Annotated in this window: 22 protein-coding genes; 15 read left to right on the plus strand and 7 right to left on the minus strand. The window is 54.5% G+C overall.

Features of this window, described 5'->3' with window-relative positions; genetic code table 11:
* Window positions 1-84: 84 nt before the first annotated feature.
* The 5 genes from PGB28_RS20710 to PGB28_RS20730 form a co-directional block, all read right to left on the minus strand.
* Window positions 85-558 carry a hypothetical protein gene (locus PGB28_RS20710; RefSeq protein ID WP_271423415.1) on the minus strand — a complete coding sequence of 158 codons (474 nt, stop codon included), beginning with the start codon at window positions 556-558 and terminating at the stop codon, window positions 85-87.
* An 83-nt stretch (window positions 559-641) separates the two neighbouring features.
* Window positions 642-1,649, minus strand: a complete 1,008-nt coding sequence (locus tag PGB28_RS20715; protein WP_271423416.1) for a nucleotidyl transferase AbiEii/AbiGii toxin family protein — start codon at window positions 1,647-1,649, stop codon at window positions 642-644.
* A gap of 2 nt (window positions 1,650-1,651) precedes the next feature.
* The gene (locus tag PGB28_RS20720) at window positions 1,652-2,248 is read right to left on the minus strand and encodes a DUF6088 family protein (protein WP_271423417.1); all 597 of its coding nucleotides are present in this window, start codon (window positions 2,246-2,248) and stop codon (window positions 1,652-1,654) included.
* 551 nt (window positions 2,249-2,799) lie between these two features.
* Window positions 2,800-5,880 carry an AAA family ATPase gene (locus PGB28_RS20725; RefSeq protein WP_271423418.1) on the minus strand — a complete coding sequence of 1,027 codons (3,081 nt, stop codon included), beginning with the start codon at window positions 5,878-5,880 and terminating at the stop codon, window positions 2,800-2,802.
* Entirely contained in the window at window positions 5,877-7,013 is a 1,137-nt protein-coding gene (locus PGB28_RS20730) for an exonuclease SbcCD subunit D (protein ID WP_271423419.1), read from the minus strand. The genes PGB28_RS20725 and PGB28_RS20730 overlap by 4 nt, the downstream gene beginning before the upstream one ends.
* A 71-nt stretch (window positions 7,014-7,084) precedes the next feature.
* Here PGB28_RS20730 and PGB28_RS20735 point away from each other — a divergent pair, with 71 nt between their 5' ends.
* The 12 genes from PGB28_RS20735 (at window position 7,085) to PGB28_RS20790 (ending at window position 18,221) form a co-directional block, all read left to right on the plus strand.
* Window positions 7,085-7,903: a WYL domain-containing protein gene (locus PGB28_RS20735; protein ID WP_271423420.1), complete on the plus strand. Its 819-nt coding sequence runs from the start codon at window positions 7,085-7,087 to the stop codon at window positions 7,901-7,903.
* Complete coding sequence (locus tag PGB28_RS20740) at window positions 7,893-8,282, plus strand: WGR domain-containing protein (RefSeq protein WP_271423421.1); 390 nt, start codon at window positions 7,893-7,895, stop codon at window positions 8,280-8,282. Before PGB28_RS20735 ends, PGB28_RS20740 begins: the two co-directional genes overlap by 11 nt.
* Window positions 8,283-8,327: 45 nt before the next feature.
* Window positions 8,328-9,125: a sigma factor-like helix-turn-helix DNA-binding protein gene (locus tag PGB28_RS20745; protein WP_271423422.1), complete on the plus strand. Its 798-nt coding sequence runs from the start codon at window positions 8,328-8,330 to the stop codon at window positions 9,123-9,125.
* Window positions 9,122-9,787: a hypothetical protein gene (locus PGB28_RS20750; RefSeq protein ID WP_271423423.1), complete on the plus strand. Its 666-nt coding sequence runs from the start codon at window positions 9,122-9,124 to the stop codon at window positions 9,785-9,787. Before PGB28_RS20745 ends, PGB28_RS20750 begins: the two co-directional genes overlap by 4 nt.
* A 1-nt stretch (window position 9,788) precedes the next feature.
* Entirely contained in the window at window positions 9,789-11,465 is a 1,677-nt protein-coding gene (locus PGB28_RS20755; protein WP_271423424.1) for an ATP-dependent helicase, read from the plus strand.
* The gene (locus tag PGB28_RS20760) at window positions 11,462-13,231 is read left to right on the plus strand and encodes a 3'-5' exonuclease (protein WP_271423445.1); all 1,770 of its coding nucleotides are present in this window, start codon (window positions 11,462-11,464) and stop codon (window positions 13,229-13,231) included. The genes PGB28_RS20755 and PGB28_RS20760 overlap by 4 nt, the downstream gene beginning before the upstream one ends.
* 109 nt (window positions 13,232-13,340) lie before the next feature.
* Complete coding sequence (locus tag PGB28_RS20765) at window positions 13,341-13,850, plus strand: hypothetical protein (RefSeq protein ID WP_271423425.1); 510 nt, start codon at window positions 13,341-13,343, stop codon at window positions 13,848-13,850.
* Window positions 13,847-14,320: a DUF7665 family protein gene (locus tag PGB28_RS20770; protein WP_271423426.1), complete on the plus strand. Its 474-nt coding sequence runs from the start codon at window positions 13,847-13,849 to the stop codon at window positions 14,318-14,320. The genes PGB28_RS20765 and PGB28_RS20770 overlap by 4 nt, the downstream gene beginning before the upstream one ends.
* A gap of 34 nt (window positions 14,321-14,354) precedes the next feature.
* Window positions 14,355-14,783: a hypothetical protein gene (locus PGB28_RS20775; protein ID WP_271423427.1), complete on the plus strand. Its 429-nt coding sequence runs from the start codon at window positions 14,355-14,357 to the stop codon at window positions 14,781-14,783.
* Window positions 14,784-14,793: 10 nt separating this feature from the next.
* Window positions 14,794-16,173, plus strand: coding sequence for a hypothetical protein (locus PGB28_RS20780; protein ID WP_271423428.1), 1,380 nt, complete (start codon window positions 14,794-14,796; stop codon window positions 16,171-16,173).
* Between the two features lie 188 nt (window positions 16,174-16,361).
* Window positions 16,362-17,114: a hypothetical protein gene (locus PGB28_RS20785; protein WP_271423429.1), complete on the plus strand. Its 753-nt coding sequence runs from the start codon at window positions 16,362-16,364 to the stop codon at window positions 17,112-17,114.
* Window positions 17,115-17,228: 114 nt separating this feature from the next.
* Window positions 17,229-18,221, plus strand: coding sequence for an IS30 family transposase (locus PGB28_RS20790; RefSeq protein WP_271423430.1), 993 nt, complete (start codon window positions 17,229-17,231; stop codon window positions 18,219-18,221).
* 53 nt (window positions 18,222-18,274) lie between these two features.
* Here the strand turns inward: PGB28_RS20790 and PGB28_RS20795 are convergent, their stop codons facing one another.
* Together PGB28_RS20795 and PGB28_RS20800 are read right to left on the minus strand one after the other, a co-directional pair.
* A complete protein-coding gene (locus PGB28_RS20795; RefSeq protein ID WP_271423431.1) occupies window positions 18,275-19,048 on the minus strand; it encodes an IclR family transcriptional regulator in 774 nt (257 codons plus the stop codon).
* Window positions 19,049-19,057: 9 nt separating this feature from the next.
* On the minus strand, window positions 19,058-19,828 hold the full coding sequence (locus PGB28_RS20800; protein WP_271423432.1) for an IclR family transcriptional regulator: 771 nt from the start codon (window positions 19,826-19,828) through the stop codon (window positions 19,058-19,060).
* A 143-nt stretch (window positions 19,829-19,971) separates the two neighbouring features.
* On the opposite strand from PGB28_RS20800, the gene PGB28_RS20805 reads away from it, so the two are divergent.
* The 3 genes from PGB28_RS20805 to PGB28_RS20815 all read left to right on the plus strand — a co-directional run bounded on the left by PGB28_RS20805 (window position 19,972) and on the right by PGB28_RS20815 (window position 23,384).
* Window positions 19,972-21,483 carry an ABC transporter substrate-binding protein gene (locus tag PGB28_RS20805; RefSeq protein WP_271423433.1) on the plus strand — a complete coding sequence of 504 codons (1,512 nt, stop codon included), beginning with the start codon at window positions 19,972-19,974 and terminating at the stop codon, window positions 21,481-21,483.
* Window positions 21,484-21,565: 82 nt separating this feature from the next.
* Window positions 21,566-22,483, plus strand: coding sequence for an ABC transporter permease (locus PGB28_RS20810; protein ID WP_271423434.1), 918 nt, complete (start codon window positions 21,566-21,568; stop codon window positions 22,481-22,483).
* A 1-nt stretch (window position 22,484) separates the two neighbouring features.
* Window positions 22,485-23,384, plus strand: a complete 900-nt coding sequence (locus PGB28_RS20815) for an ABC transporter permease (protein ID WP_271423435.1) — start codon at window positions 22,485-22,487, stop codon at window positions 23,382-23,384.

Here is a 23,384-nt window from a genome sequence, read left to right on the forward strand (position 1 = left end):
GCCTTGAACTCCGGCGAATGGTTCTTCCGTTTCGACATCTCTAATCTCCTTATCGTCGAAGACCAGCAGACAACAAATCGTAGCTTACGTCAGTGTCCGAATTTCAGGGGGTAGCTCAAGCATTTGGGAACGTGGATCATCCGATAGATCCGACGCCAATGATTTTACTTCCCCGATCGTAGTATAGAACGCGTGATAAACTGGCCGTGAGAACCGTTCTTGCTGTTCCAGCCATTCGAAATAATCTTGGTCGTATTCGTCCTCATAGTCATAGGACGAACCTTGCACAGGGCTTGCGTTGATTTCGATTTCTGGGTGATCATCAAACTCAATCTCGCAGCTATCCCAATCAGTTTTCACCCATCCCTCGAAACTCATGCTGCAAGCAGAGCACCTAACACTTACCGGCAAATGGTGGCCGTCCGCCTCGTGGTACACAACGGGCAGCTCTGTGAGGCCATCAACGTCGTCTTGGCAATTGGGACAGAAAAATGAGACGTCAGCTTCTTCCCACTGGGCCTCTTCCATTTCCATCATGAGTGCTTTGGCTCTGCCCATTTTTCGCTTTCCGATTGGGTTTTCTCGGTTTAGTTCAGAATTGCCAGAGCGGTGTAATCCAGACAAGCATTCGGACTGCTATATCAGCTATTAATTTCAGCCTCGAAAGCTTCAATTGCCCCGAGGATATCATCGAAGTCCGGCGCGTCCCCGATGATCATCTCCCGCATGCCGGAATAGTCCCGTCGCAAGGCGGCAGTCAGATCCTCATTCGGCATCAATCTCAAAGACCCAGGCTTCGCCCTTTCGTAGTTGGCCCAAGCGGCTTTGAAGAAAACCGACTTGTGATGAGCGACCTGTTCCAGCAGGTCGACGCTGCTGACAGCACGCTCCTTGGCCTTGTGGCCGATGAGCTGGGCCATGTCGTAGTAGTGGCGTGACATCCGATCCGCGAGGGGTTTGGCGGGGTCTTGATAATATAGCATGTGCAGGATTGTGGCCTTTTCCCAGAAGGTCCGCTCAACACCCAGCACTTTCACATCCACCCCACCTGATCCCAGCAGACCTGGAAAGGCCTGATGAACATATGGCGATATCTCGCGAACCTCGGCAGGCAGATGGACGCCCCGTGCTCCAAACTCGAAACGAACAATGGGTTTGACGTAACCAGCGACACTGTCCGACAAGGATGGATAGGTGAAGAGCAGGGTTTGTGCATCTCCTGGATCAACTGTCAGGGAAAAACCCTGATCCAGACTGGCATCGAATGCAGCCTGAATCTCAGCCAAAAGCGGTCCAGAGACTTCCGTCTCGGCCGCATCCTGGAGCTCCTGAAGCAAGGATTTGCGCTTTCCGCCGGACAGTTCGGGGTTTTCAGGATCGCGGTCGCCTTCAAAACCCAACTGTGCGCGATCGAGGGATAGATCCACATCTTCTGAGAAGCGGTGGATCACGTCATAGGCTTTGGAAAGAGACGTCCCTCCCTTGAAAATCATGTGATCGCCAAAGGAGGGCAGGGCGAAGAGCTGTTTCAGGGACCAGCAGACCCAGAAATCTTTCTCAATGATAGCCTTGGACATCCCGAGCTGCGCCGCTGCCTCCTGGAAGGCTTCGTCTCGTTGTTCAGGGGTGTCGTTGGCAAACTGATCCATGCTCAGGCGTGTGCAACGATCTGCTGCACGACAGGATGCATCCAAGCAGGCACATGCTTGCTTTGCTTGGAAAGCAAAGCTCTATCCTTGTCATCAAGTAAGCGTGCCAACTTGCCAATCACCTGATCATCGACCCGGTCCTTGCCGACATAGCGCAGCGCCTGAAACACGGTACCGGTTTTCTGGCCGGCACCAACTAGCGTCTTGGAGGAGGCATTGCGGAACTGGATCACCTGCCGACCGATTGTTTTGACCCGTGTTGGGCCATCGGTCATATAGGTCGGTCTGGACGGCACCTGGGTGGAGAGCCCCAACTGGTTGGCCGCCATAGCAGGGGAGGGCTGCAGAACCTGGTTGTCCTTGCGGGCCACCGCCTGCGCGATATCGTCCGCGGATGGCGACAGATAGCCAAAGCGCGGGCTTTTCTTGGGATAATCATAGAGCCCCCGCGTCAGGCGTCGGACCACTCCCTGATCCGCCAGACGCGACAACGCCTGATCCACGCTGGCGCGGGACCCGATGTCCAGAAAATCCGAGGGTGCAAAGATTGCGCCGCGGCCTTTTCCGATGATGCGTTGTTTGATCTTCGACGTGATCATAACTAATCTCCTTGTTAGAAAATAATATATGTTTTTCTGAAAGTCAATGTTGGAGGGTGCGTATCCATGGCCATCTGGAACGGCGGGCAGCGGTCTGTAAGTCAGACATTCTATTGAGGTGACCCAAAGAGCGAAGAAAAGACAGAATTCCAAAATGCTGAGCCGAAGCTCATAAACATTTTTGACAGAGCAAACTTACAAACGCGGGCTCCTAGGGGAGTAGGTCAAGTTTCCAGAAGCCTTACGGCCTCTTCAGGGCTTCCCGAAAAGATCCGGTGTATCCTCGTCGCGACGGCTACTCAAACCCTCACCAAGATGCAGACAAGGGTGTTTAATACGCGTCAAGCCTTTGCCGCCCTCGAAGTGGACCCATCCACCTCTGGGCATGCCAACACTTAGGATCGGGGCCCCGCATATCGGACAAGTCCGCTTGAATGACGCGCCCTTCCTGCTTCCTTGACTATTCTGCAGCACCCAACCGCCGCGGACAGAGATTGTCCGCCCCGTCACCAGTCGGCGGTTGTGGGCTTTTCGATAACACCACCGTTCCGTCATCCGAGCCCCCTTCTTTCCTCAACTCTACTGCCGCTCGGTGTCGAACGTACGTAGAAGCCTTGGGGTATGGCCTCCTGCACCAGACCGACATGCGAGATCAGACCCACAGCCCGACTACCCTCTGTCAACGCAGCAAGAACCTGGATCACTTGGTCCAGCGTGCCCGCCCCATTCTCGGTGTCGAGGCTACCGAAGCCTTCGTCGATGAAGATCGTATCCATCCGGATTTTGCCAGACAGGCTCTCGACCACATCGGCGAGCCCGAGCGCCAAGGCTAGTGCCGCGATGAATGTCTCGCCACCGGACAGAGTAGCCGTTGGACGCGCTTTTCCGGTGTTAATGTCGAAGACCTCGATTTCGAGTCCGCGCTTGCCGCGCCCACCCGATGCTTCGAGCCCGCGTGCAAGCCGGTAGCGTCCGCGCGTCATCGGGTCGAGTCGCATGTTCGCCGCGTCGAGCACCTGGTCGAACATAGCGCCAATCGCGAAGGTCTCGAGCGTCATCTTGAAATCGTTCTTGCCATTGGCCAGATCGGCCAGCCCCCGAAGAGGACCGGTTTCGGATTCAAGCCGCTCGGTTTCGGCCAAGGCCTCGGCCAGCGATTCTTTAAATCTGGTAAGTGACGTTACATCCGTTTTGTCTGTGGCGAGCGCCGCATTGGCCGCGTCCGAAAGGTGGGTAGCGTCGGCCAATGCTGATTGAAGCGGGGCTAGATCCGGGCGCTCGTGATCCGCACAAGCGGCTTTGGCGTTCTGCCATGTCGTACGCGCCGCGATCAGGCCCTCACGATGATCGGTCACCGTCTTACGGTCGGCGTCGAGAGTCGGGAAATGCGCCTTGCAAGCATCGTATCTCGCATCGTCCAGCCCGACCTCATCCAGCCGAGCGCGAAAATCACCTTGCGCCTTTTCCACGCGCCGCGTCTGCACCTGGCGCGCCCGCTTCGCTGCTTCGAGCTGCTCCTGCGCACGGGTGAGCGTCTCGCTCGCTACTCGATCCCCCTGCATCGCCAGTTCCAGCGCTTTGGAGAGCTGTCTTTGCTCGCCTTGCAAAGCCTCCCGCCGTGCGACAACCGCCTCGGGCGTACGAAGACCTTCCGGCAGGGTCCCAACAACTGTATCACGCTTGGCTCGCGCACCGGCCAAAGCGGTCTCAGCCCGGCCTGCGACCGTGCGCGCCTTAGCCTCGGCGGCTTCGGCCTCGGTCACTTTCCGCTTGAGATCGGCCAACCGCTCCGCCATCGCGTCAATATCGACGGCCTCACCAAGCTCGGCGACAGTGCCTTCCAGCCGTACGATTTCAGATTCGAGTTCCGCCAACGTGCGCTCAGGTCGTTCCTGTTCGTCCAGTGCCCGTTTCTTTTCGTCGAGCCGCGTTCGGCAATTGCCGAGTTCGCTTTCTGCCCGAACCCTAGCTTCGGTTGCGGTTCTCGCCTGAGCCTGCGCGCTACGAAACGCTTCGGTCAAACCAGATTGTTCGGGCGTGCCATGGGCCGGCGTAGGATGATCGTGGGAACCACAGACCGGGCAGGGCACCCCTTCGATCAACTTTTCGGCCAGAATGATCGCCTGCGTGCGCGAAAGCCGTGCCTCGGCCTCAATCAGGGCCGCATCGGCGGCTTCCGCCACTTCGGTCTTTGTCGCCAGTTCGCTCGATGCGGCTTCGACCTTTTGTTCGGCATCCGCGACGGCTCCCTGCGCCTTTGCATGCGCCGCTGCCTTGACCAGTTCCCGATTGACCTCGGCCAGTTCGCCAGTCAGCTTACCTCGCTCCGCCTCGGTCTTTCGCGCCTGTTCAAGCTCCAAATCGGTCGCGTCGCGCTTAGACTGGAGCCATTCGCGTGCTTCTACGGCCTCGGTCAGCGCCTTCTTGGCCGACGCTTCGTCCTTCGCAGCTTCATCAAGCGCTTTCTGTAGCTCCGCTGCCTGCCCGACCTGGTTCTCGATCGCCTCCAGCTTTGTCAGGTCGGCCTGAACCTGCTGCCGTCGCTCCTCGCCCGACTGCACCTCGATCAGTTTTTGCGCCGCCTCCTTCTTCGCCCCAGTGGCGGTGTTGAGTTCCGCTTCGGCCTCGGTGACGGCATTTTCCGCAATCCGTCTGTCGTACTCCGCATCGTGCAAAGCCGTCTCAAGATCACGGGCTTGCAGGGCATTCTTGACTACCTCAACTCGCATGGCCAGAGCATCGATCTCACCCGATTTCGCTTCTAGATCGTCAAGCGCCTGTTGCGCCGTATCGACGGCAGCAAAAGCCTTTTCGATCTGTTCGCCTTCAGTCAAAGCCTTGCGCGCGGCTTCGTTCGCCGCCTCTGCAATCTGCTGAATTCTCTGCTTCTCTGCTACCCTGGCTTCCGCCGCAGAAATTCCTAGTTCCAGTGCCTCGGCGCTCTCGAAGCCACGTTCCTCAAGCCGGGCTACATAGAGTGCACGCTGGTCGCGCAACGCTCGCTCTGCCTCTGAGGCTTCTTCCTTCAGCCGGGCGGCCAGGTCGCGATAGATCTTCACGTCGAAGAGATCTCGCAATATCTCGACCCGTGCATCAGTTTTTGCAGCAAGAAACGTCTCGAACTTGCCTTGCGGCAAGAGCACGATCTGGCGAAACTGATCTGCCCCGTAGCCCAACAGCGCCTCGACCTGTTGACCCACGACCGAGACCTTCTTTTCAGCAATGACGCGGCCAGACTGACTTGAGTCAAGTGTATCCACCGAGATTCCGGTGACGTCGAAAAGCGAAGCTTCCGCCGCGTCTTCTGTCATCCCTTCGCCTCGCGCCTTCGGGCGCTCTTGCGCCGGACGACGACGGATCAGGTAGGTTTTGGTTCCGAGTTCAAAAACAAATTCGACTTCAGTGGGTAGATCGGGCGCAGAGTGATCCGAACGCAGCGAACGTGGCTCCTGATCGGTCTTGGTTGGTGCTCCGAAAAGCGCGAAGGACATCGCCGAAAACAACGTCGACTTCCCAGCCCCTGTTTGGCCGTATATTCCGAACAGCCCTGTTTCCAGCGCGGAGCGGAAATCTACGACCTCGGTTGTCGCGAACGGCCCAAAGGCCTGAAGCGATAGGCGAATGGGTCTCATGTCTGCTCCTCCCCGGAGGCTGAGGCGTGGAGCTTGTCCGCGACGATCTCGACTTCGGCAGCACTTAGTTCCCGGCCGCGTACAATCTTCATGAAGTCGCCGACCATCTCGATCGGCGTGACCGCGACCCGACCACCGCTAAGCATTTTGGTCTCTGGGGCGCGACCCTGTCGGTCGTAGGCCAGATGGCAGGCATTGGGGTAGATCGCGCGCAACCGCTTCATCGGATCTATCAGAGGGTTTTCATCCGTTAGATTGGCCTGGATGAAGTCTTCAGACGGCGTTCCTGCCAGAAGATCCGAGAATGCCCCGGTCAACGAGCGCACTTGCCGGATCGGACGGAAAGCTACGGTACGGATCTCGACTCCTTCAGCTTTGAGATCGACGACAGTCATGGATTTTTCACTTCCCGCCTCGTCGAAACCGAAGGCGAGCGGTGCGCCGGAATACCGAATATGGCTCGCGCCTACTTCCTGCGGCTTGTGCAAATGCCCCAGTGCCACATAATCCGCCCCGTCGAAGACTTCAGAGGGCACAGTTTCGATCCCGCCGACCCGTGTCAGGGCGCGCTCGGTCTCACCGACCGCGCCGCCTGCAACGAAGGCATGAGCCACTACGACCCAACGCGCTCCTTCAGGCACCTGACCCCTCGCTGCGGAGATTTGGGCTGCGATGACATCTGCTGGCGTGCTTATACCCTCATCCCCAAACACTTCCCGCGCGGCGTATTCATAGGAAAAGGGCAGCGCGGAAAAGGCGATCTCGCCATGCTCGTCACTCAGCACAAGCGGAGTCTCGACCGCGTCGGCGATTCCGCGCACCAGCACCCTCGACGCGGTGGAGAAGACAGACATTGCCTCGATCCGGTCACCGGAATCGTGGTTTCCCGAGATCATCACCACCTCGGCTTCTGTCTCTTCTGTCACACGCTTAAGGAAGCGGTTGAACTGCCGGATAGACGAGTTGGGCGGTGAGGCACGATCAAAAACGTCCCCGGCGATCACAAGAACATCGACCCGTTCGACCAAGAGCGCCTCGAGAATCTGGCTTAGGACGACTTCATGATCCTCCTCGAGGCTCAACCCCATGAACTGACGCCCCAAGTGCAGATCTGCAGTATGAAGTATTCTCATTTCGCACCGTCAATTATTACACATGTAAAAACTATATGGACAATGGTAGGGAGTCAAGATATCCTTCCCCCATGCCCTTCGAAGACCTCAAACATGCCCAGCGTGCGCGCCTGGAATACCTCGACAGACTGTTTTTCTGGGATGGTGCAGCGACTCGTGCCTCCTTGATCAAGCGATTTGGTATTTCGAATGCGCAGGCCGCTCTCGATTTTCGGACTTACCTCGCCGAAGCGCCAAAAGACGCACTGCACTATGATGCGTCGTCGCGCCAATACCTTGCCCATGACAGCTTTGAACGGCTTAGTGGCAAGGCATCCTCGATGGAATTGGAGCAACTCTTGGTCGGCGCACCATCCCCCGCATTCGATAGATTGCCAGATTTGCAACGCACTCAGGACCTGCGTGTCTTACGGCCGCTCTACCGTGCCTTCAGGGCGAAAGAGGCAACGAGGATCGTTTATCAGTCGATGCGAGATCCTGAACCGATGACTCGCTGGATTGCACCTGTTCGGTTTGCTTCTGATGGCGTTAGGCTTCACGTACGAGCCTGGTGTTTTGAACGTGAGGGTTTCCGTGACTTCCATCCTGCTCGCATAGACCCTGACCAGTCTTTCGCAAAAACCAAGCCAGCCGATGCGGTGCCCCGAGATGACGATTGGTTCACCTGGGCCATCCTGAAACTCAAACCGCATTCAAGATTGACTGAGGCGCAGCAACGCGTGGTCCGCATCGAATTTGGGTTCACCTCAGACGTACTGGAGGCCAGAACCCGGAAAGCACTTGAGTTCTACACGGAACGCCGATGGGGTCTTGAGCAAAAGGAGCCTCGTCTAGAACGGGTCTCTATCGACTATGTTCCGATGAGTGAGGAGGAGATCGATGCAAATTGACATGCGCCGCATAGATCCCTCCCTCAACATGAACCGGTTCTATTCCGTGGAACTGACCAAAGACCTGTTTGGCCACCACGGCGTCCATCGGCAGTGGGGTCGCTTTGGGACTTGGGGGCGGCATCGCCATGATTGGTATGCGACAGAATCTGAGGCTGAATCTGCCCTTACCGATCTGGTCAAACAGAAACTAACATGCGGCTATCTTATTCAGCCGCCTCCGTCCAACAGTCAGGATAGCGCGTTGGAAGCACTGATCAGCTTTGACTTCCAACCGCTGAGCCTGACTGCAGCACATGGTAAAGCCGAAAAGCTTCAGTTCGGCAGAAAAATTTTTCCGGATTTGCCTAACTGCAAACGATTAAAGGGAAGAAGGTAAACAAACACGCGCGACGGGACATCGGGCAAATCTTGAGGGGGCAGTATGGCAATACCGCTGACAAAAAGGAAAAAACCTGACAAAGCGGGAGAGCTTGGTGAGCTGTATGCTCGGTTGCCTCAGGTCGAATGCCAAATCGACGATGTGATTAACCTTGAACTGGGGGATCTAAAGACACGCCTGAACGTCTTCAATTGGAAGGATACAGCGTATCTGGCATCGGAGACCTTGGTCCACTTGATCCGCAAAGCCCGCAGGGAAAAGAACAGACCGGTCCTCGATGCTGCTGTCAAAGCCCTGTTCAGGAGATGTGAAGCCAACCTGCTCAGGACGGTTGATAACTCTCTGCCTAATGCAGACAAAATACGCGAAGACACGTTGGCAGAACTTGGCAAACTGTTGGCGCGAGATGGAACCGGAAAGGTGCCGGATCGTCTCGATCTCTTTGAATGGCGCTTCAATTTGCAGTTTCAATCGCTACGGATCGACGCGATCCGGCGCGAGACAAATGCCGTCAATCGCAATGCCTCTCTTCCAAGCGATGCTACCGCGGTTGATGTTGCCGATTTGGAAGCCGCCTTCGACAAAGTCGCCAGTTGCCAGACAACGTCTGACGCAAATGGCATATATGTGCCATCTCCCGAAGACCAGATGATGGCACGAGACATCTATAGACAACTCTACAAGTTGCCAAAGGATGAACGAAACGCATTGATTGAAACCAAGATCATTGGCCTGACCGAAGAGGAGGCTGGGAGCAAACTAGGCGTTTCGTCTCGTACCATCAGAACGCGCAAAAAAAATGCGATAGCAAGACTGAAAAGCCTAAAGGAAAGCACATGACCCCGAACGCAGCCCAATCTGAATTGTTCCTGCAGGATGCCATCCTTGAATTGATGGAGGCGAACAGACTTCCTGACGCGCAACTTGTCGAAGATATCGTCAGCGAATATCCAGATTTCGCCGCAGAAATCACCGAGTTCGCCGTAGAGCTGGCAATCGACATGCTCGTAAACTCTGATCGGAATGAAGACGCTGTAGTTGTTCAAGACGATGTGTCGCCAATGGTTTCCCGCGCACTCAGCAACTTCGAAAACGAACTCTTTTTGCGTGACGATTCATTGAAATCAGATGACGTCATCGCACGGGTAGTTCCGGAGGTAGACTCGATTGACCCCTTCGCAGACATGGATCGGAAGAGTTTTGGCCGGTTTGCACGTTCCATTCATGCGAATAAGGTATTTGCTCTGAAATTGAGAGACCGGCAGATCCGGCTTGATACGATTCCGTATAGGTATTTGGAACTCATTTCTGAGTGTTTGAAAATCAGACTTGATCAGCTGTTAACTTATCTCAACGGGCAAGACCGCCGGCCGGCTATGGGCACACAGTTTTTCAAGGCAGATGACAGACCAAATCACGACCTTCAACAGAGCTTCGATGAAGCGGTCGAAAGCTCTGGTCTGACCGACGATCAGAAACGATATCTAAAGAGTTTGAAGTAGAATGGACGGATTCGAACCGATACGCAGGGCTGCACACGAGCTGCATCGGGCTACACTGGATGCAGGGGGCGATCCGCTCAATCCGCTTGCATTTGTGACGCATGCGATTGAGGCCTTGGACGATCTTGACCTGGATCTAGTCTGGCTTGAACCGGACGATCCTGGGTTGAAGGGCGCAAGAGCTCGATTTGATGACCAAGCCGGCCTGATCAGTTGTGAAAATGCGGGTGAGCCAGCAAGCCGCGCACTTCTTGTTGCACACGAAATCGGACACGATCAGCTGCATGCGGGTTCCCTGAACTGCAACTCAGCAGATGTGGATGTCTCACAAACAACAGAAGCAGCGGCAGTCGGATTGCAGCGTGTAGAGAGCTATGGCGTGCGGGAACGGCAGGAGTTGCAGGCCAATGTCTTTGCCAGAGAGTTCGTCTTTCCCCGGCAATTTGCGCGACATCTCTTCGTCGAGGAAAAAATGTCTGCCGTGGCAATCGTCGAAGCGACGGGTCTTCCTCTCGCGGTCGTTCGCCAACAGTTGTTCGACGCGCTCTTGCTCCCTCCCGGTCAGCCGGCGAACGAGAATAACTCCGCGAGTTACATTCCCAAGCCGGACAAGTCCCAAGACAGGGCTGTCGCGCATCGCGATTCACCCTATCTTCTTCAGGCAGGCCCGGGCACTGGTAAGACGAGAACGCTGATCAAGCGAATAGTCGCCTTGATCGAAGAGGGCGTCGATCCTGCCTCCATTCTGGTTCTTACATTCTCGAACCGGGCTGCAGGAGAGTTGTCAGAGCGTCTCGAACATGCTGTTCCTGAAGGCGCTGCCAAGGTTTGGGTCGGAACTTTTCATGCATTTGGACTGGACATTGTACGGCGGTTTTATCGCGAGTTAAACCTTCCGGATAATCCCATTCTCTTCGATAGAAGCGATGCGATCGAGGTCTTGGAAGAACTTCTACCAACCCTTCCATTGGTGCACTATCGTAATCTGTGGGATCCAACTCTTGTCTTACGTGATATTCTGGACGCGATTTCGCGCGCCAAGGATGAGTTGGTCACGCCCGATCGCTACCGCGCGCTTTCAGACGCCATGCTCAGTAAAGCGAAGGCCGCGGGCGATGATGAGAAGATTGAGGCCGCCGAAAAATGCCTTGAAGTCGCGGATGTCTACGATCTCTACGAAAAGACGCTCTCCGAGCGAGGCGCGATAGATTTCGGTGATCTAGTCATGCGGCCAGCACTATTGCTCGACGCCAATACGGCCGTGAATGCCGAGCTACAGCTTCGGCATAGGCACGTACTCGTCGACGAGTACCAGGACGTAAACCGGGCCAGTGCAAAGCTCGTTAAGCTCGTCTCAGGGGATGCAAAACGGCTGTGGGTCGTCGGTGATGCAAGACAGTCCATCTATCGATTTCGTGGCGCGTCTTCGGCGAACATGACGAAGTTTGCTGTGGATTACGACAAGCCAGTGATCGATAAGCTCGAAATCAATTATCGGTCCAGTGAACAGATAGTTGATAGCTTTGTGGCTACAGCCCCGAAAATGGGCGCTTCACAGGGCATGTTGCCCTTAAGTCTTTCCGCGAACAACGGTCCCGGACCGGCGGCGACGGAAATCCGTCGGTTTGAAAGCCCCACGACGAAATTGAGGGGATCGCTGCCTGCATCGAAGATCTGAAGGCCTCAGGAGTCACTTATCGCGATCAAGCGGTGCTGTGCCGGACAAACAAAAGGTTAAACGAAATCGCGGCCGGCCTGGAAGCACGCGGTATACCGGTCCTTCACCTTGGAAGCCTTTTTGAGCGCGAAGAAGTTCGCGACCTCCTGGCTTTGCTCAACCTTGCGATAGACCCTTTTGGTGACGCCATGGTGCGTGTTGGCACCTTGCCTCGCTATGCGTTGACCCTTCAGGACATCTATCAGATCGCCAAAACCATCAGAGATGACGATATCTCCACACTCGAAGGTCTTGCGGCACTTCAGGCCGACGTTGCGCTCTCCGTTTGTGGTCGCGCCGGGTTAGCACAGCTTGTTGAAGATCTGACTGATCTTAAAAACACCAGCACGGCATGGGAGTTTCTCGCATCATATCTGCTGGATAAAACAAACCACGCCCGCGACATCGCGACCTCGAAGACGATTTCAGGACAGATGAAGGGTGTCGCGATCTGGCAGTTTCTGAACTTCTTGCGGGACGAAGTCCCCATTAAGGACGGGTTGCCAATCGAGCGAACGCTCGCCCGAATCCGACAGATGGTTTTACTTGCCGAGGAACGGGACCTCCGGCAAGTTCCCGATGCCGCATTGCACATGAATGCCGTCCGATTGATGACGGTCCACGGCAGTAAAGGTCTTGAGTTTGAGGCCGTCCACGTTCCCGGGCTGACGGTCGCCAGTTTCCCATCCAGCAATCGCGGCCAACGCTGTCCGCCACCGGATGGCATGGTTGAAGGGTCTGATATTCTCTCCGCAAAAGAGTTCGCCAAACAAGCCCATGCCACAGAAGAAGAGTGCTTGTTTTTTGTCGCGATTTCGCGCGCTCAAAAATACCTCAATCTCTATTTGCCGAAAAAGCAGCCGAACGGAAACAATCGCAGTGAATCCAAATTTCTCAGCTGGCTTCCGCCGCATCTGGTAACCCAAATAGAAAACCCGGACCAATTGAGCGGCCCATCTATCACCGACGATCCAAACACGATTGAGGTCTGCTGGTCGGATACTTGGAGAATGACGGAAAGCCGTTTGACTGCCTATGAACGATGTCCGCGCCGCTTCTTCTACACGCATGTGATGGGCCTTGGCAGCGCCCGAAAAATGACAGCGTTCTCAAAAACACATGACTGTATCTACGATCTAATTCGCTGGCTCAAGGTGGAACGTCTGTCGGAGGCGCCTTCGCTCGCGGCGGCAGAAAGCGCATTTGATGACATCTGGCAGCGACGGGGTCCTGTCGGCCATGCCTATGCAGCCGCATACCGTCAGCTTGCATCCCGCTTCATTCGTAATCTTCTCGCCGCCGGTGACGGAAGAGAGTTTCTTGAAGCCAAGCGCTTGCCGGTTGAACTTTCCAGTGGAACGGTATTTGTCGAGCCAAGCGAAATATCCAGGCAACAAGATGGAACCATTTCAGTTCGCAGAGTTCGCACTGGCTATTGTCGTAGTGATGAATACTCACGCCTAGAATACGCCCTCTACAAATTGGCAGCGCAAGCTGAATATGGTGCAGGTGTGCTCGTCGAGGCGCTACATCTCACCGACAACATTAGCGAGCCAGTTCCAACAACCGACCGCGTCATTTTAAACCGCTCCAAATCTTCCAATAAGATGCTGGATCAGATCGCTGCGGGACAGTTTCCGGCAGACACAGATCCGATTTCCTGCCCAAGGTGTCCTCACTTTTTCATATGCGCCGCGACGCCGCGCGGACGTATAAAGCAATCTTAACTTTTTTCGACCCGCGCTTCCGGATCGGGCCACCAGAAAACGATTAACCATTCGAAGGGACGTAGGTGGGCAATGGTGCTTCACTCTTCAGTTCCCTGGAGAATGAGTAATGACCCAAATTGACGTATTTTATCAAGGCGAGGACCTTGACGACATCCAACACCTGGAACTTGAAGATGCGGCAACCATCGGCGACTTCAAAAAGCTGATCAGCGAGCGTCATGGCGCCAATGTTGACGTCCACGTGTTCATCGAAGATGCTGAAGATCCGTCTTCTGACGATGCCTGTCTGGCCGATCTCGGGGACCCGACTGGCCTCAAACTTCACTATCATCGTCAGCGTCGGATCGAAGTGTGCGTCACCTATAACGGTGAAGATGAATGTCGCCTGTTTCCGCCATCGGCCACGATCAAGCGTGTCAAACGCTGGTTCGCGAAGAACAAGTTTGGCATGGCCAAGGAGGAGGCGGGGGAACATCTGCTTCAGATTTCCGGCACCCACGAACGGCCTCACCCCGGCACCCATATCGGCGCGCTTGCCAAATGTGGCTGTACCAAGCTGGAGTTTGATCTCGTCCCTGATCAGCGTGTCAACGGTCACACCGAGTTGGGTCAATGAGCAGTCCTGACGAAAGGGCATTGTCCGCCGATCTCGCCAAGCCGTCCTTCAAGCTCGCTGCACTTGAAGGGCGGTGGCGTCTCGCCGAGATGAGTTGGCCTTATGTCTTCATCGCTGTCACCGCGTCGGACGGCAGAGAATATGTCCTTCGGTTTCATTGCGCAGGTTATCCAGAGCGCGCGCCGACAGCCGGCCTTTGGGACATGTCCAAGAACTCTCAACTGGGCTTGGATATGTGGCCACGGGGCAGGGGCGGTCGACTGTCATCGGTCTTCAGGACCGACTGGAAGAACGGTTCAGCTCTTTACCTGCCTTGCGATCGTACAAGCTTCGAAGGCCACGAAAACTGGCGTCAGGAAATGCCGTCGAAAATCTGGAACCCGAAAATCGGGATCAATCAATATCTGGAGCTGGTTCATGAACTTCTCAATTGCGCGGACTATACGCCACCTATTCGCACCGCGGCATGAATTGTCATGCTCATGGTTGGTATGGCGGAAGCTGATGGCCAGCCTGCGTCAGCGCGGCGCCAATAGCAGCCGCGAAAGCGGTGCATTTCTTCTTGGCTACAAGGCCGGTGGCCAAGCCCGGATTGTGGATTTCGTTCTTTATGACGATCTTGACCCGCATTGTCTGGAGTCAGGCATCGTGCGCTTCGACGGACGGTATTTCAGTGAACTGTGGGCAATCTGCAAAGCGCGGAAACTGACCGTCGTGGCGGATGTACACGTCCATCCCGGTGGAGAGCAACAAAGCAAATCAGATCGTGCACATCCAATGATTTCCCGATCAGGGCACCTGGCACTCATCGTCCCCAATTTCGCAAAACGCGCAAAGCGATCGACCGTCGGGATCTATCGCTACCTCGGAAACAAGGATTGGGAAAGCGTACCGAAATCGAAGCGCAAATCGTTTTTTCATGTTGGATTCTAGGGAGGCCCTTATGGATATGCCAGTAACTGGTGACACCCTTCACCGCCTGATGAAACAGGCTCTGGATAGCGGCACCGTTGAGAGCGTCGAGGACGCCAAACGCCTGTTTGAAGGCTACCGACTTTCAGTATCAATTGATCCAGCCGATGCCGACAGCCCTGAACATCAAACCGCGTTACTCACGGTCGTTGCTCTTGCAAGCCGAGTGTTTCTGGGTGGGGTTCATGTATCGGGTGCCTCGAGTGCGCCGCTGTTAACTGGGCACAAGGGCAGCAAGTCATTGGCTGATGAGATCATTAAGCACGGTGGTGTAATAGCGTCAGACTTGAGTGAGGACCCCGTCATTTATATCGGGGGAGGCGCGCGTCCCAGACGCGACGGGTTTGCCATTCGCACACAAGCTGCGGGGTGGCGAGGCGGTATTATGCCAGCGTATTCTGCACTTGGAGTTCCCCAAAAAGCTCCAATTGCGACCGCGGCAACTTTAAGTGCTGCCCTCGCCGTGGCCGAAGCATATTTTCACGTAAGTAAAGCCTTGCCAATCGCTGGTCGGCGCACTCTAGGGCTGTCTCTTTGGAAGCTCAATCCAGACATCGATTGGCGCGCTGAAGATCCGTCTGAACCCACGCTCAAGTATTTACCAAATCGACTTTGGCTGATCGGTCTCGGCCACTTAGGACAGGCCTATCTTTGGAATGTGGGCCTGTTACCTTATGCAGACCCCTCGGCTCTGTCCCTCGTTCTGCAGGATATCGACGACGTCACCACCTCGACACATAGCACCTCTATTTTGACCGCACCGTCCATGGTCGGCCAGAAAAAAACCCGTGTTCTCGCCGATTGGGCAGAAGGCCGGGGATATTCGGTCTCACTGATGGAGCGGTATTTTACAGACGACTTTTTGCGCCAGCCTACGGAACCCGCCATCGCCTTGTGCGGCCTCGATAATGCACTTGGGCGCAGAGCACTCGACAAAGCCGGCTTTGACTTGGTTGTCGAGGCCGGGCTGGGGCGGGGTCACCACGACTTCCAGAAAATCAGAATGCATGTCTTACCAGGTCTCCGGCCGGCCGACGATATTTGGCGAGCTGCAGACTATTCAACTGGCCACGCCATGCCAGTTGCCTATGAAAAACTGGTGAAAGCCGGGACGCTTGATCAATGCGGTGCTACGCTCCTGGCGGGCAAAGCTGTCGGAGCCCCCTTCGTTGGAATGGTAGCCTCCTGCCTCGCGGTTAGCGAGATTCTGCGCCTTCTGCACGGTGGGCGCCGGTGTCAGCTTGCCGATCTAGATCTTTTGAGCATAGATCATCGTCACATTGTGGAAAGCGGACAAAATGGCGAGCCTGCACACATGAATCCCGGCTTCACTGATGCAATGATCGGTTAGGCTTGGGGAAGGTAAGTCGAAGGGCGCCAGCGGATTGTTGTGGTATCTTTGATCAAGCGATTTCACGTCGAAGCATCGTTCATCGAAGCAGCTGTCCTAGGCCTTTAGGTCCAAACGCCAAAACTTGTTGACCGTGACGCTTCCAAGGCGCGAAGCTGTCCGAACAATTGATCAATCCTGAGGAAGTAATGGCCAGAAATCTGCAAGTGGATGAGCAGGTCTTTATCCCCAAGTCGAAGATTGGCATTGAAAACGTCGAAGGTTCTGCGTTTCGGCAGAGTCGTGTGGTTGCCGTCGCGGACAGGACAATCACGATCGACTTGGTGGACAATGATGGCAACAATGTCTCCGTGGGTTCTTCTGCAGCTCACCGAGGCCTTGGCTTCTTGATTGTAAGGATTGGAGATTTCAGGACGGAAGACAGCCTTCTAGACCCTCTTGCAAAATCAGTCCTGCAGTTTTCAAGAATTTTGGTGACAGACGAATTTGTCAGGCGGATTGACATTAGAACAATCGACGAACTCGGCAGCTACTGGGCTTTGAACCACGCGGTCTACAGTCACCTAATTTTCATTGGCCACGGCTCGCCTGATTCTATTGCATTTGGCCTCGGAGAACCCGCAAATTCCGAACAGCTTTTAGCAGCATTGGAAGTCGAAGGAGTGCAACCAAAGACGATTCTGTTCCTCGCCTGCGAAACAGGAAAGGCGCCCATCGCAAGAGAGATATCAACGAGCCCCGTTTGTGAATCTTACATAGCTCCATATTCGGCGGTTCACGGCGCAGACTCTTCATTGTTTGTACAAATGTTCTTGAACAAGCACCTTTTAGACGGAAGAACTACGACGGTTGCGTTTAAACATGCTTACGCAGCGATCGCGCGATGTCCATTCCGCATTTGGGAAAACGGGAACCTGAAATCTGGATATCACGCAAGGTGAATTGCCTTTTTGTTTAACATAATAAACCTTATCAGAAATTGCGCTTCAGCCTGGCACATTCTAAACTGGGTTGCGACAAAATCCCTATCTTGCTGAAAGGCAAGGAGAACGGACATGGCCCACACAGAGCTGGATTTGCGAGAGAGACGCGCAATTGAAGACATGCTGAACGCGAAAGTGCCGGTGAGCAAGATCGCAGCTGAGATCGACAGGCACCGCTCAACTGTCTATCGCGAGTTCAAGCGGAACTTTTTCATCGATGATGAGCTGCCATATCTGAACGGTTACTACGGCATGAATGCGCAGAAGTACGCGTCAGATCGGCGCGCGCGTCGGCGTAAGCTGATCCGCCTGGAAGACTTGCGCGCCCATGTCATCGCTCAATTGAAGGTCGGTTGGACGCCGGAACAGATCGCGGGTCGGCTTGGCTACGACGCTCAGCCCATTCGAGTGAGCCACGAGACGATCTATGCTTATGTCTACAGCCCCGAAGGCCAGTCTGAGCAGCTGGCCCGCCACTTGCCCAGTCGGCGCAAGAAACGCAGGCCGCGCTATGCCAGGCGTCCCAGGGGCCAGGTATTTCCGCCAGATCGATCCGTCCACCAACGCCCAGACCATGTGAAGACGCGCGAGACGTTCGGCGATTGGGAGGGCGACTTGATGATCTTTGAGCGCTCTCAGGGAACGATGAATGTCGCCTCTCTGGTCGAGCGGAAGACCCGCTTTGCCGTCCTGTTCTGCAACAACGACCGCAGCTCGACCCACTTCATCAACAAGCTGATGGATGTGATGGAACCCCTGCCCCAGCCAGCCCGAAAGTCGATCACTTTTGATCGAGGCTTCGAGTTCCGCGCGTGGCGCAAGCTGAAGTCGGGCATCGGCACCGATAGCTGGTTCTGTGATCCGCAGGCGCCCTGGCAGAAGGGATCGGTCGAGAACCTGAACAAACGCGCGCGTCGGTATCTACCTCGAGACACCCAACTCGCGGCGCTCTCAAATCGCAATATGAAGGCGATTTGCGACCGCCTGAACGGCACGCCCAGAAAGTGCCTCGGATGGCGTACCCCAACCGAAGCCTTCAGAGACGAACTGATGAAACTGAGATAGCGGAAACCGTCGCAACGACCCTTGAGCCATCACTGAGTTCACACACGTTTTTCTTAAGTGGACACGCTTCGTGCAACTGCCAGCAGTAATGCTATCAATTCAGATTGTGAGATGCCTTTTCCCGCTTCGTCGTCCCGAATCGAAACTACGATTGCCCCTCGAACATTGTCGTCATTTCCGAGAACTGGCGCAGCATAACTCACTTCTCCCAAGATCGTCTCTTCTGCAGTCATTGCGTATCCATCGTTGGCGATGGCTTCTATGCTTTCAATCACTGCGCGCGGGTCAGTTTCTGTTTTTGGCGTTATTGGATCAAAACTCGAGGCCATCAACACTCCATCCCGATCTTTAGGTGCGAGTCCGGAAAGGATGACTCTTCCTCCTGCAGTAGCGAACGCTGGTCTCCTACGTCCAACAAGGGAAGTGAGAAAATCAGTTTCGTCACCGGCGATTCTTGCTAGATAAACGATCTCCGTTCCGTCGAGTTCACAATACGACACTCGGCCTTTTGTCTTGTCCCGGATATCGACGAGAAGAGGCCAAATCATCTTGACCAACGGGTCAGTGATCAAGAATTTATACTGAAAATCCAGGGCTCTCAATGCAAGCTGATAAGTCTTCTTACGTTCATTTTTCTCAATATAGCCGTGAGATTCCAACGTTTTAATTGCGCGATCGACAGTTTGAAATGTCAAGCCCGTCTCAGTTTGAATCTGCTTGTTTGTTAGCTCATGCCCATTTGCCAGAAAGCAATTCAACACACCAAACGCTCTTTCGATAGAGTCTACAAACAATGGGTTTTCGCGTTTTTCCGAAAGTGAAGGCATATCCAAGACCTAAACAGAAATATTCATACGAGAAAGTGTAAGCGCCGTTTCCATAGCCATCTTAGAAAGCAAACTTCGGTTCTCCGGTGCCTCCATCTCACCTACTGTTGTACCCAATCCGACGGCCGCGATCGCCTTTCCAGACGGGGAAAAAACCGGCGCACCAATGGCTGCTGACCCTTCAATAACCTCCCCCAATTGAAAGGCGAACCCATCACTGCTTGCTTGCCTGATTTTGGACCTGATCACGTCCATGTCAGTTATGGTTCGCGAAGTTGGTGTGGGTATTTTCGAAGACTGCAAGATGCGTTCACACTGCTCATCCGGCATCGTGCTCAAAATCGCTCGCCCGTAGGCACTTGATACGGCTGTCCACCTCCTGCCAGCAGGAGATACCGAAAATGCCTCTGCCCTGCTTGGGATCCTAGCAAGATACACGACCTCGTTGCCGTCCAATACCACGAGGTCCGCCCGAAGGTTGGATGTGTTGGCCAGGCGAACGAGAACAGGCATTCCCATTCGAAGTAACTGGCTATTCTTTAGATACGAGAACGAAAGGCCAAGCAGTTTCTGACTAATTCGATATGCCCTGCCCTGCTCTTCAAATTCCAAGTAACCCATTGCGTTTAAAGTGAAAACAACACGCTGTACTGAGCTGCGATTTATCTTTGTAACCTGTGAAATCTCTTCAATTGTCAAGTCTGGCATGTCCGCAGAAAAGCACGAAAGCACGTTAAGCGCTTTGTCAAACACACCTACTGTCTTCCTCGATTCTGCCATTTTGTATTATCTCCTCAAATAACTCAGTATACTCCGCGATGCGATTACGCAAGCTTTCATTCGATTAAGTTGTTGACTTTTTGCCGGATGCTGTGCTCTTTTAACGGATAACGTAATCGTATTGCGGATCATGGGAGGAAATCATGCGCAAGAAATCACTTCTCACCGGGGCAGCTTTGGCGGCATGCTTGGCCACGAGCGGTGTTCCGGCACTAGCGGGCAAGTCAGACGACACTTTGACTGTCGCCTTTGCCAAACAACTTGAAAATCTAGACGCTTACTCCGCGACTGCCCGCGAGATGATCGTCATCGCTCGCCATGTCTGGGATGGATTGCTGTATCGTGACCCAGCGACAGGTGAATACCTTGGCAACCTAGCCGAGTCTTTTGAGTGGGTTGACGCGACAACTATTGACTTCGTGCTACGCGAAGGCGTCACATTCCACAACGGCGAAGCTTTCGATGCGGATGACGCGGTCTATACTCTGAACTGGGTATCCAAACCTGAGAACGGCGTATCAAACCAAGGCAACGTCAACTGGATTGCCAGCGCAGAGAAAACTGGCCCCTATTCACTGCGCCTGCACTTGAAAGAACCCTTCCCGGCGGCACTGGAATATCTGTCGGGACCCGTGGTGATGTATCCGAACGAATATCACGCCGAAGTCGGTACTGCAGGCATGGGCAGCAACCCGGTTGGCACCGGTCCTTATAAAGTAACATCGGTCGAGGCCGGCAAACGCTATGTTTTCGAGAAAAACGACGGCTATTTTGCTGGGCCAAAAGGTACTGCAGAAATTGGCAAAATCGTTTGGCGCACCATTCCTGAACGTAACACCCAATTCGCTGAGTTGTTGTCCGGTGGCGTTGACTGGGTTTGGCAAGTTCCGCCAGATCAGGCGGAAAAACTGGGTAAAAAATTCTCCGTGTCCAATGAGTCCACAATGCGGATCGGTTATGTTAGTTTTGACTCCGCAGGCCGCACCGGCGAGACGCCAATGTCTGACATCCGCGTTCGCAAGGCCATCGCGCATGCAATCAACCGCGAAGCGATCGTCAACGCGCTGCTGAAAGGTGCGTCCAAAGTTGTGCATTCGGCCTGTTTCCCAAGCCAATTCGGCTGCTTCCAGGACGTTGCCAAATATGACTACGACCCAGCGAGAGCCAAAGAGCTTCTAGCCGAAGCCGGGTATCCTGATGGGTTCACCGTTCCGTTCTTTGCCTATCGTGACCGCGGCTACGCAGAAGCCATTATTGGCGATCTGGCGGCTGTGGGGATCAGCGTTGACTTTGGTTACCTGAAATATGCAGCCCTGCGCGACAAGGTCCAAGGCGGTGAAGTTCCGTTCCAGTTCATGACCTGGGGATCGAACTCGGTGAATGATGTATCGGCCATTACCAGTCACTTCTTTAGCCACGGCAAGGATGACTATGCATTGGATGCTGATGTGAAGACATGGTTGACCACGGCCGACACATCGATTGACCCAGCTGTTCGCAAGGAAAACTACGCAAAAGCGCTGAGTAAGATTGCTGACGAGGTCTACTGGCTGCCGCTGTTTTCCTATAACGTGAACTACGTCTACAGCGACGAGCTCGAGTTCACACCTTATCCGGATGAAGTTCCCCGCTTCTTCCAGGCTCGGTGGAAGTAAATCCTCCCTGAAAGACTGAGCCAACTGGGCGTCGGGTTGGTTTCCGACCCGACGCCTCTTTTAATTCTCAGAAAGGACCCTCATGCTTATCTATAGCTTGAAGCGCCTGCTGCTCGCGATACTGGTGGCGATCACCGTTTCATTCATCAGTTTCAGCCTATTGTTCCTAGCCGGGGACCCCGCGATCGCAATGGCTGGCGAAGGTGCGACAGATCAGGACATTGAAAACATCCGTCAGCTCTATGGCTTCGACAAACCCGTTCTTGTTCAGTACTTTGACTGGCTGTTGCGGGCCATCGGTGGAAACTTGGGCGAAAGCTTTTACTTCAAAACCCCCGTTGTACACCTGATTGCGGAACACATGCCGGTAACCATGACATTGGGTGCCATGGGGATCACATTTGCTCTGTCGCTTGCAGTGCCTTTGGGTGTTCTGGCGGCCATTCGCCCCAACAGCATCATCGACCGTATCGCGCTGTTGATCTCGGTTTCAGGTCAGGCGTTGCCCAGTTTTTGGTTTGCCTTGGTTCTTGTCGTGATCTTCACTGTCACATTGGGATGGCTCCCAGCATCCGGTTCAGACACCTGGCTACATTTCCTGATGCCTACAGTTGTCCTGTCATACTATGCCGCTCCTGCCTTCATGCGCTTGACCCGCGCAGGAATGTTGGATGTGCTTGGATCCGATTACATTCGGACAGCACGCGCTAAAGGCCTGACTACGAAATCTGTTTTCCTTAAGCACGCTCTGCGCAACGCCATCATCCCAGTTGTCAGCCTCGCAGCCGTACAATTCGGCTTTATGCTTGGTGGCTCCGTGATTGTCGAAAGCATCTTTGCCCTAAATGGGGCCGGCTCTCTTGCCTGGGAATCCATTGGACGGAATGATTTTCCAACTGTTCAAGGGCTCATACTCGTCTTTGCACTGATCTACATCGTTTTGACCTTCCTCGCGGATGTTCTGAACGCTTGGCTGGATCCAAAAATCAGGATTGGTTGATATGACTGATGTAACTCACTCAATCGAAGAAGAAGACTTCGGGCCCTCACCGCGAGAAATCCTGAAGAAGAGCATCCTGGCACATCGTAGCCTTTTGCTAGGGTTCGGGGCCATTGTCATCATCGTCTTGGCCGCCCTGTTGGCTCCTGTCTTGGCACCCCATGATCCCTACTTGCAAGATCTGTCGATCCGATTCACTCCGCCAGTATGGCAAGATGGTGGTAGCTGGGAACATATCCTTGGCACCGACCATCTGGGCCGCGATTACCTGTCACGTCTGCTGTATGGCGCGCGCATCTCACTGACCATTGGGATCGGCGCGGTGCTGATCTCTGGTACAATCGGCACGACGCTTGGCGTTTGTGCGGGTTACTTTGGCGGCCGCGTCGATATGGTCGTGAACTATCTAATCACCGTGCGTCTTTCTATGCCGGTGGTTCTGGTCGCTCTGGCGATTGTGGCCATCTTTGGCGGATCTCTGAACATCGTGATTATGGTCTTGGGCTTCCTGCTGTGGGATCGATTTGCCGTCGTCATGCGGTCGTCGACCATGCAGGTCCGCAACATGGATTACGTACAGTCCGCACAAGCGGTCGGCTGCTCTACGCTGCGCATCGTCCTGACGGAAATCATGCCCAATATCATGAACAACCTGATCGTTGTGGCAACGCTGGAAATGGCACATGCCATTCTATTGGAAGCAGGGCTGTCATTCCTTGGCCTAGGCGTACAGCCACCCTTACCATCTTGGGGCCTGATGGTCGCGGAAGGCAAAGAGATGCTGTTCTTTGAACCTTGGCTGATCATGATCCCTGGCGCAGCGCTGTTCATCTTGATCCTGTCAATCAACCTGATGGGCGACGGTGTGCGTGATGTCACCGCCCCTGCCGGCAAAAACTGA

The organism is Primorskyibacter aestuariivivens (genome assembly GCF_028023675.1).
Taxonomy (GTDB): Bacteria; Pseudomonadota; Alphaproteobacteria; order Rhodobacterales; family Rhodobacteraceae; genus Marinovum; species Marinovum aestuariivivens.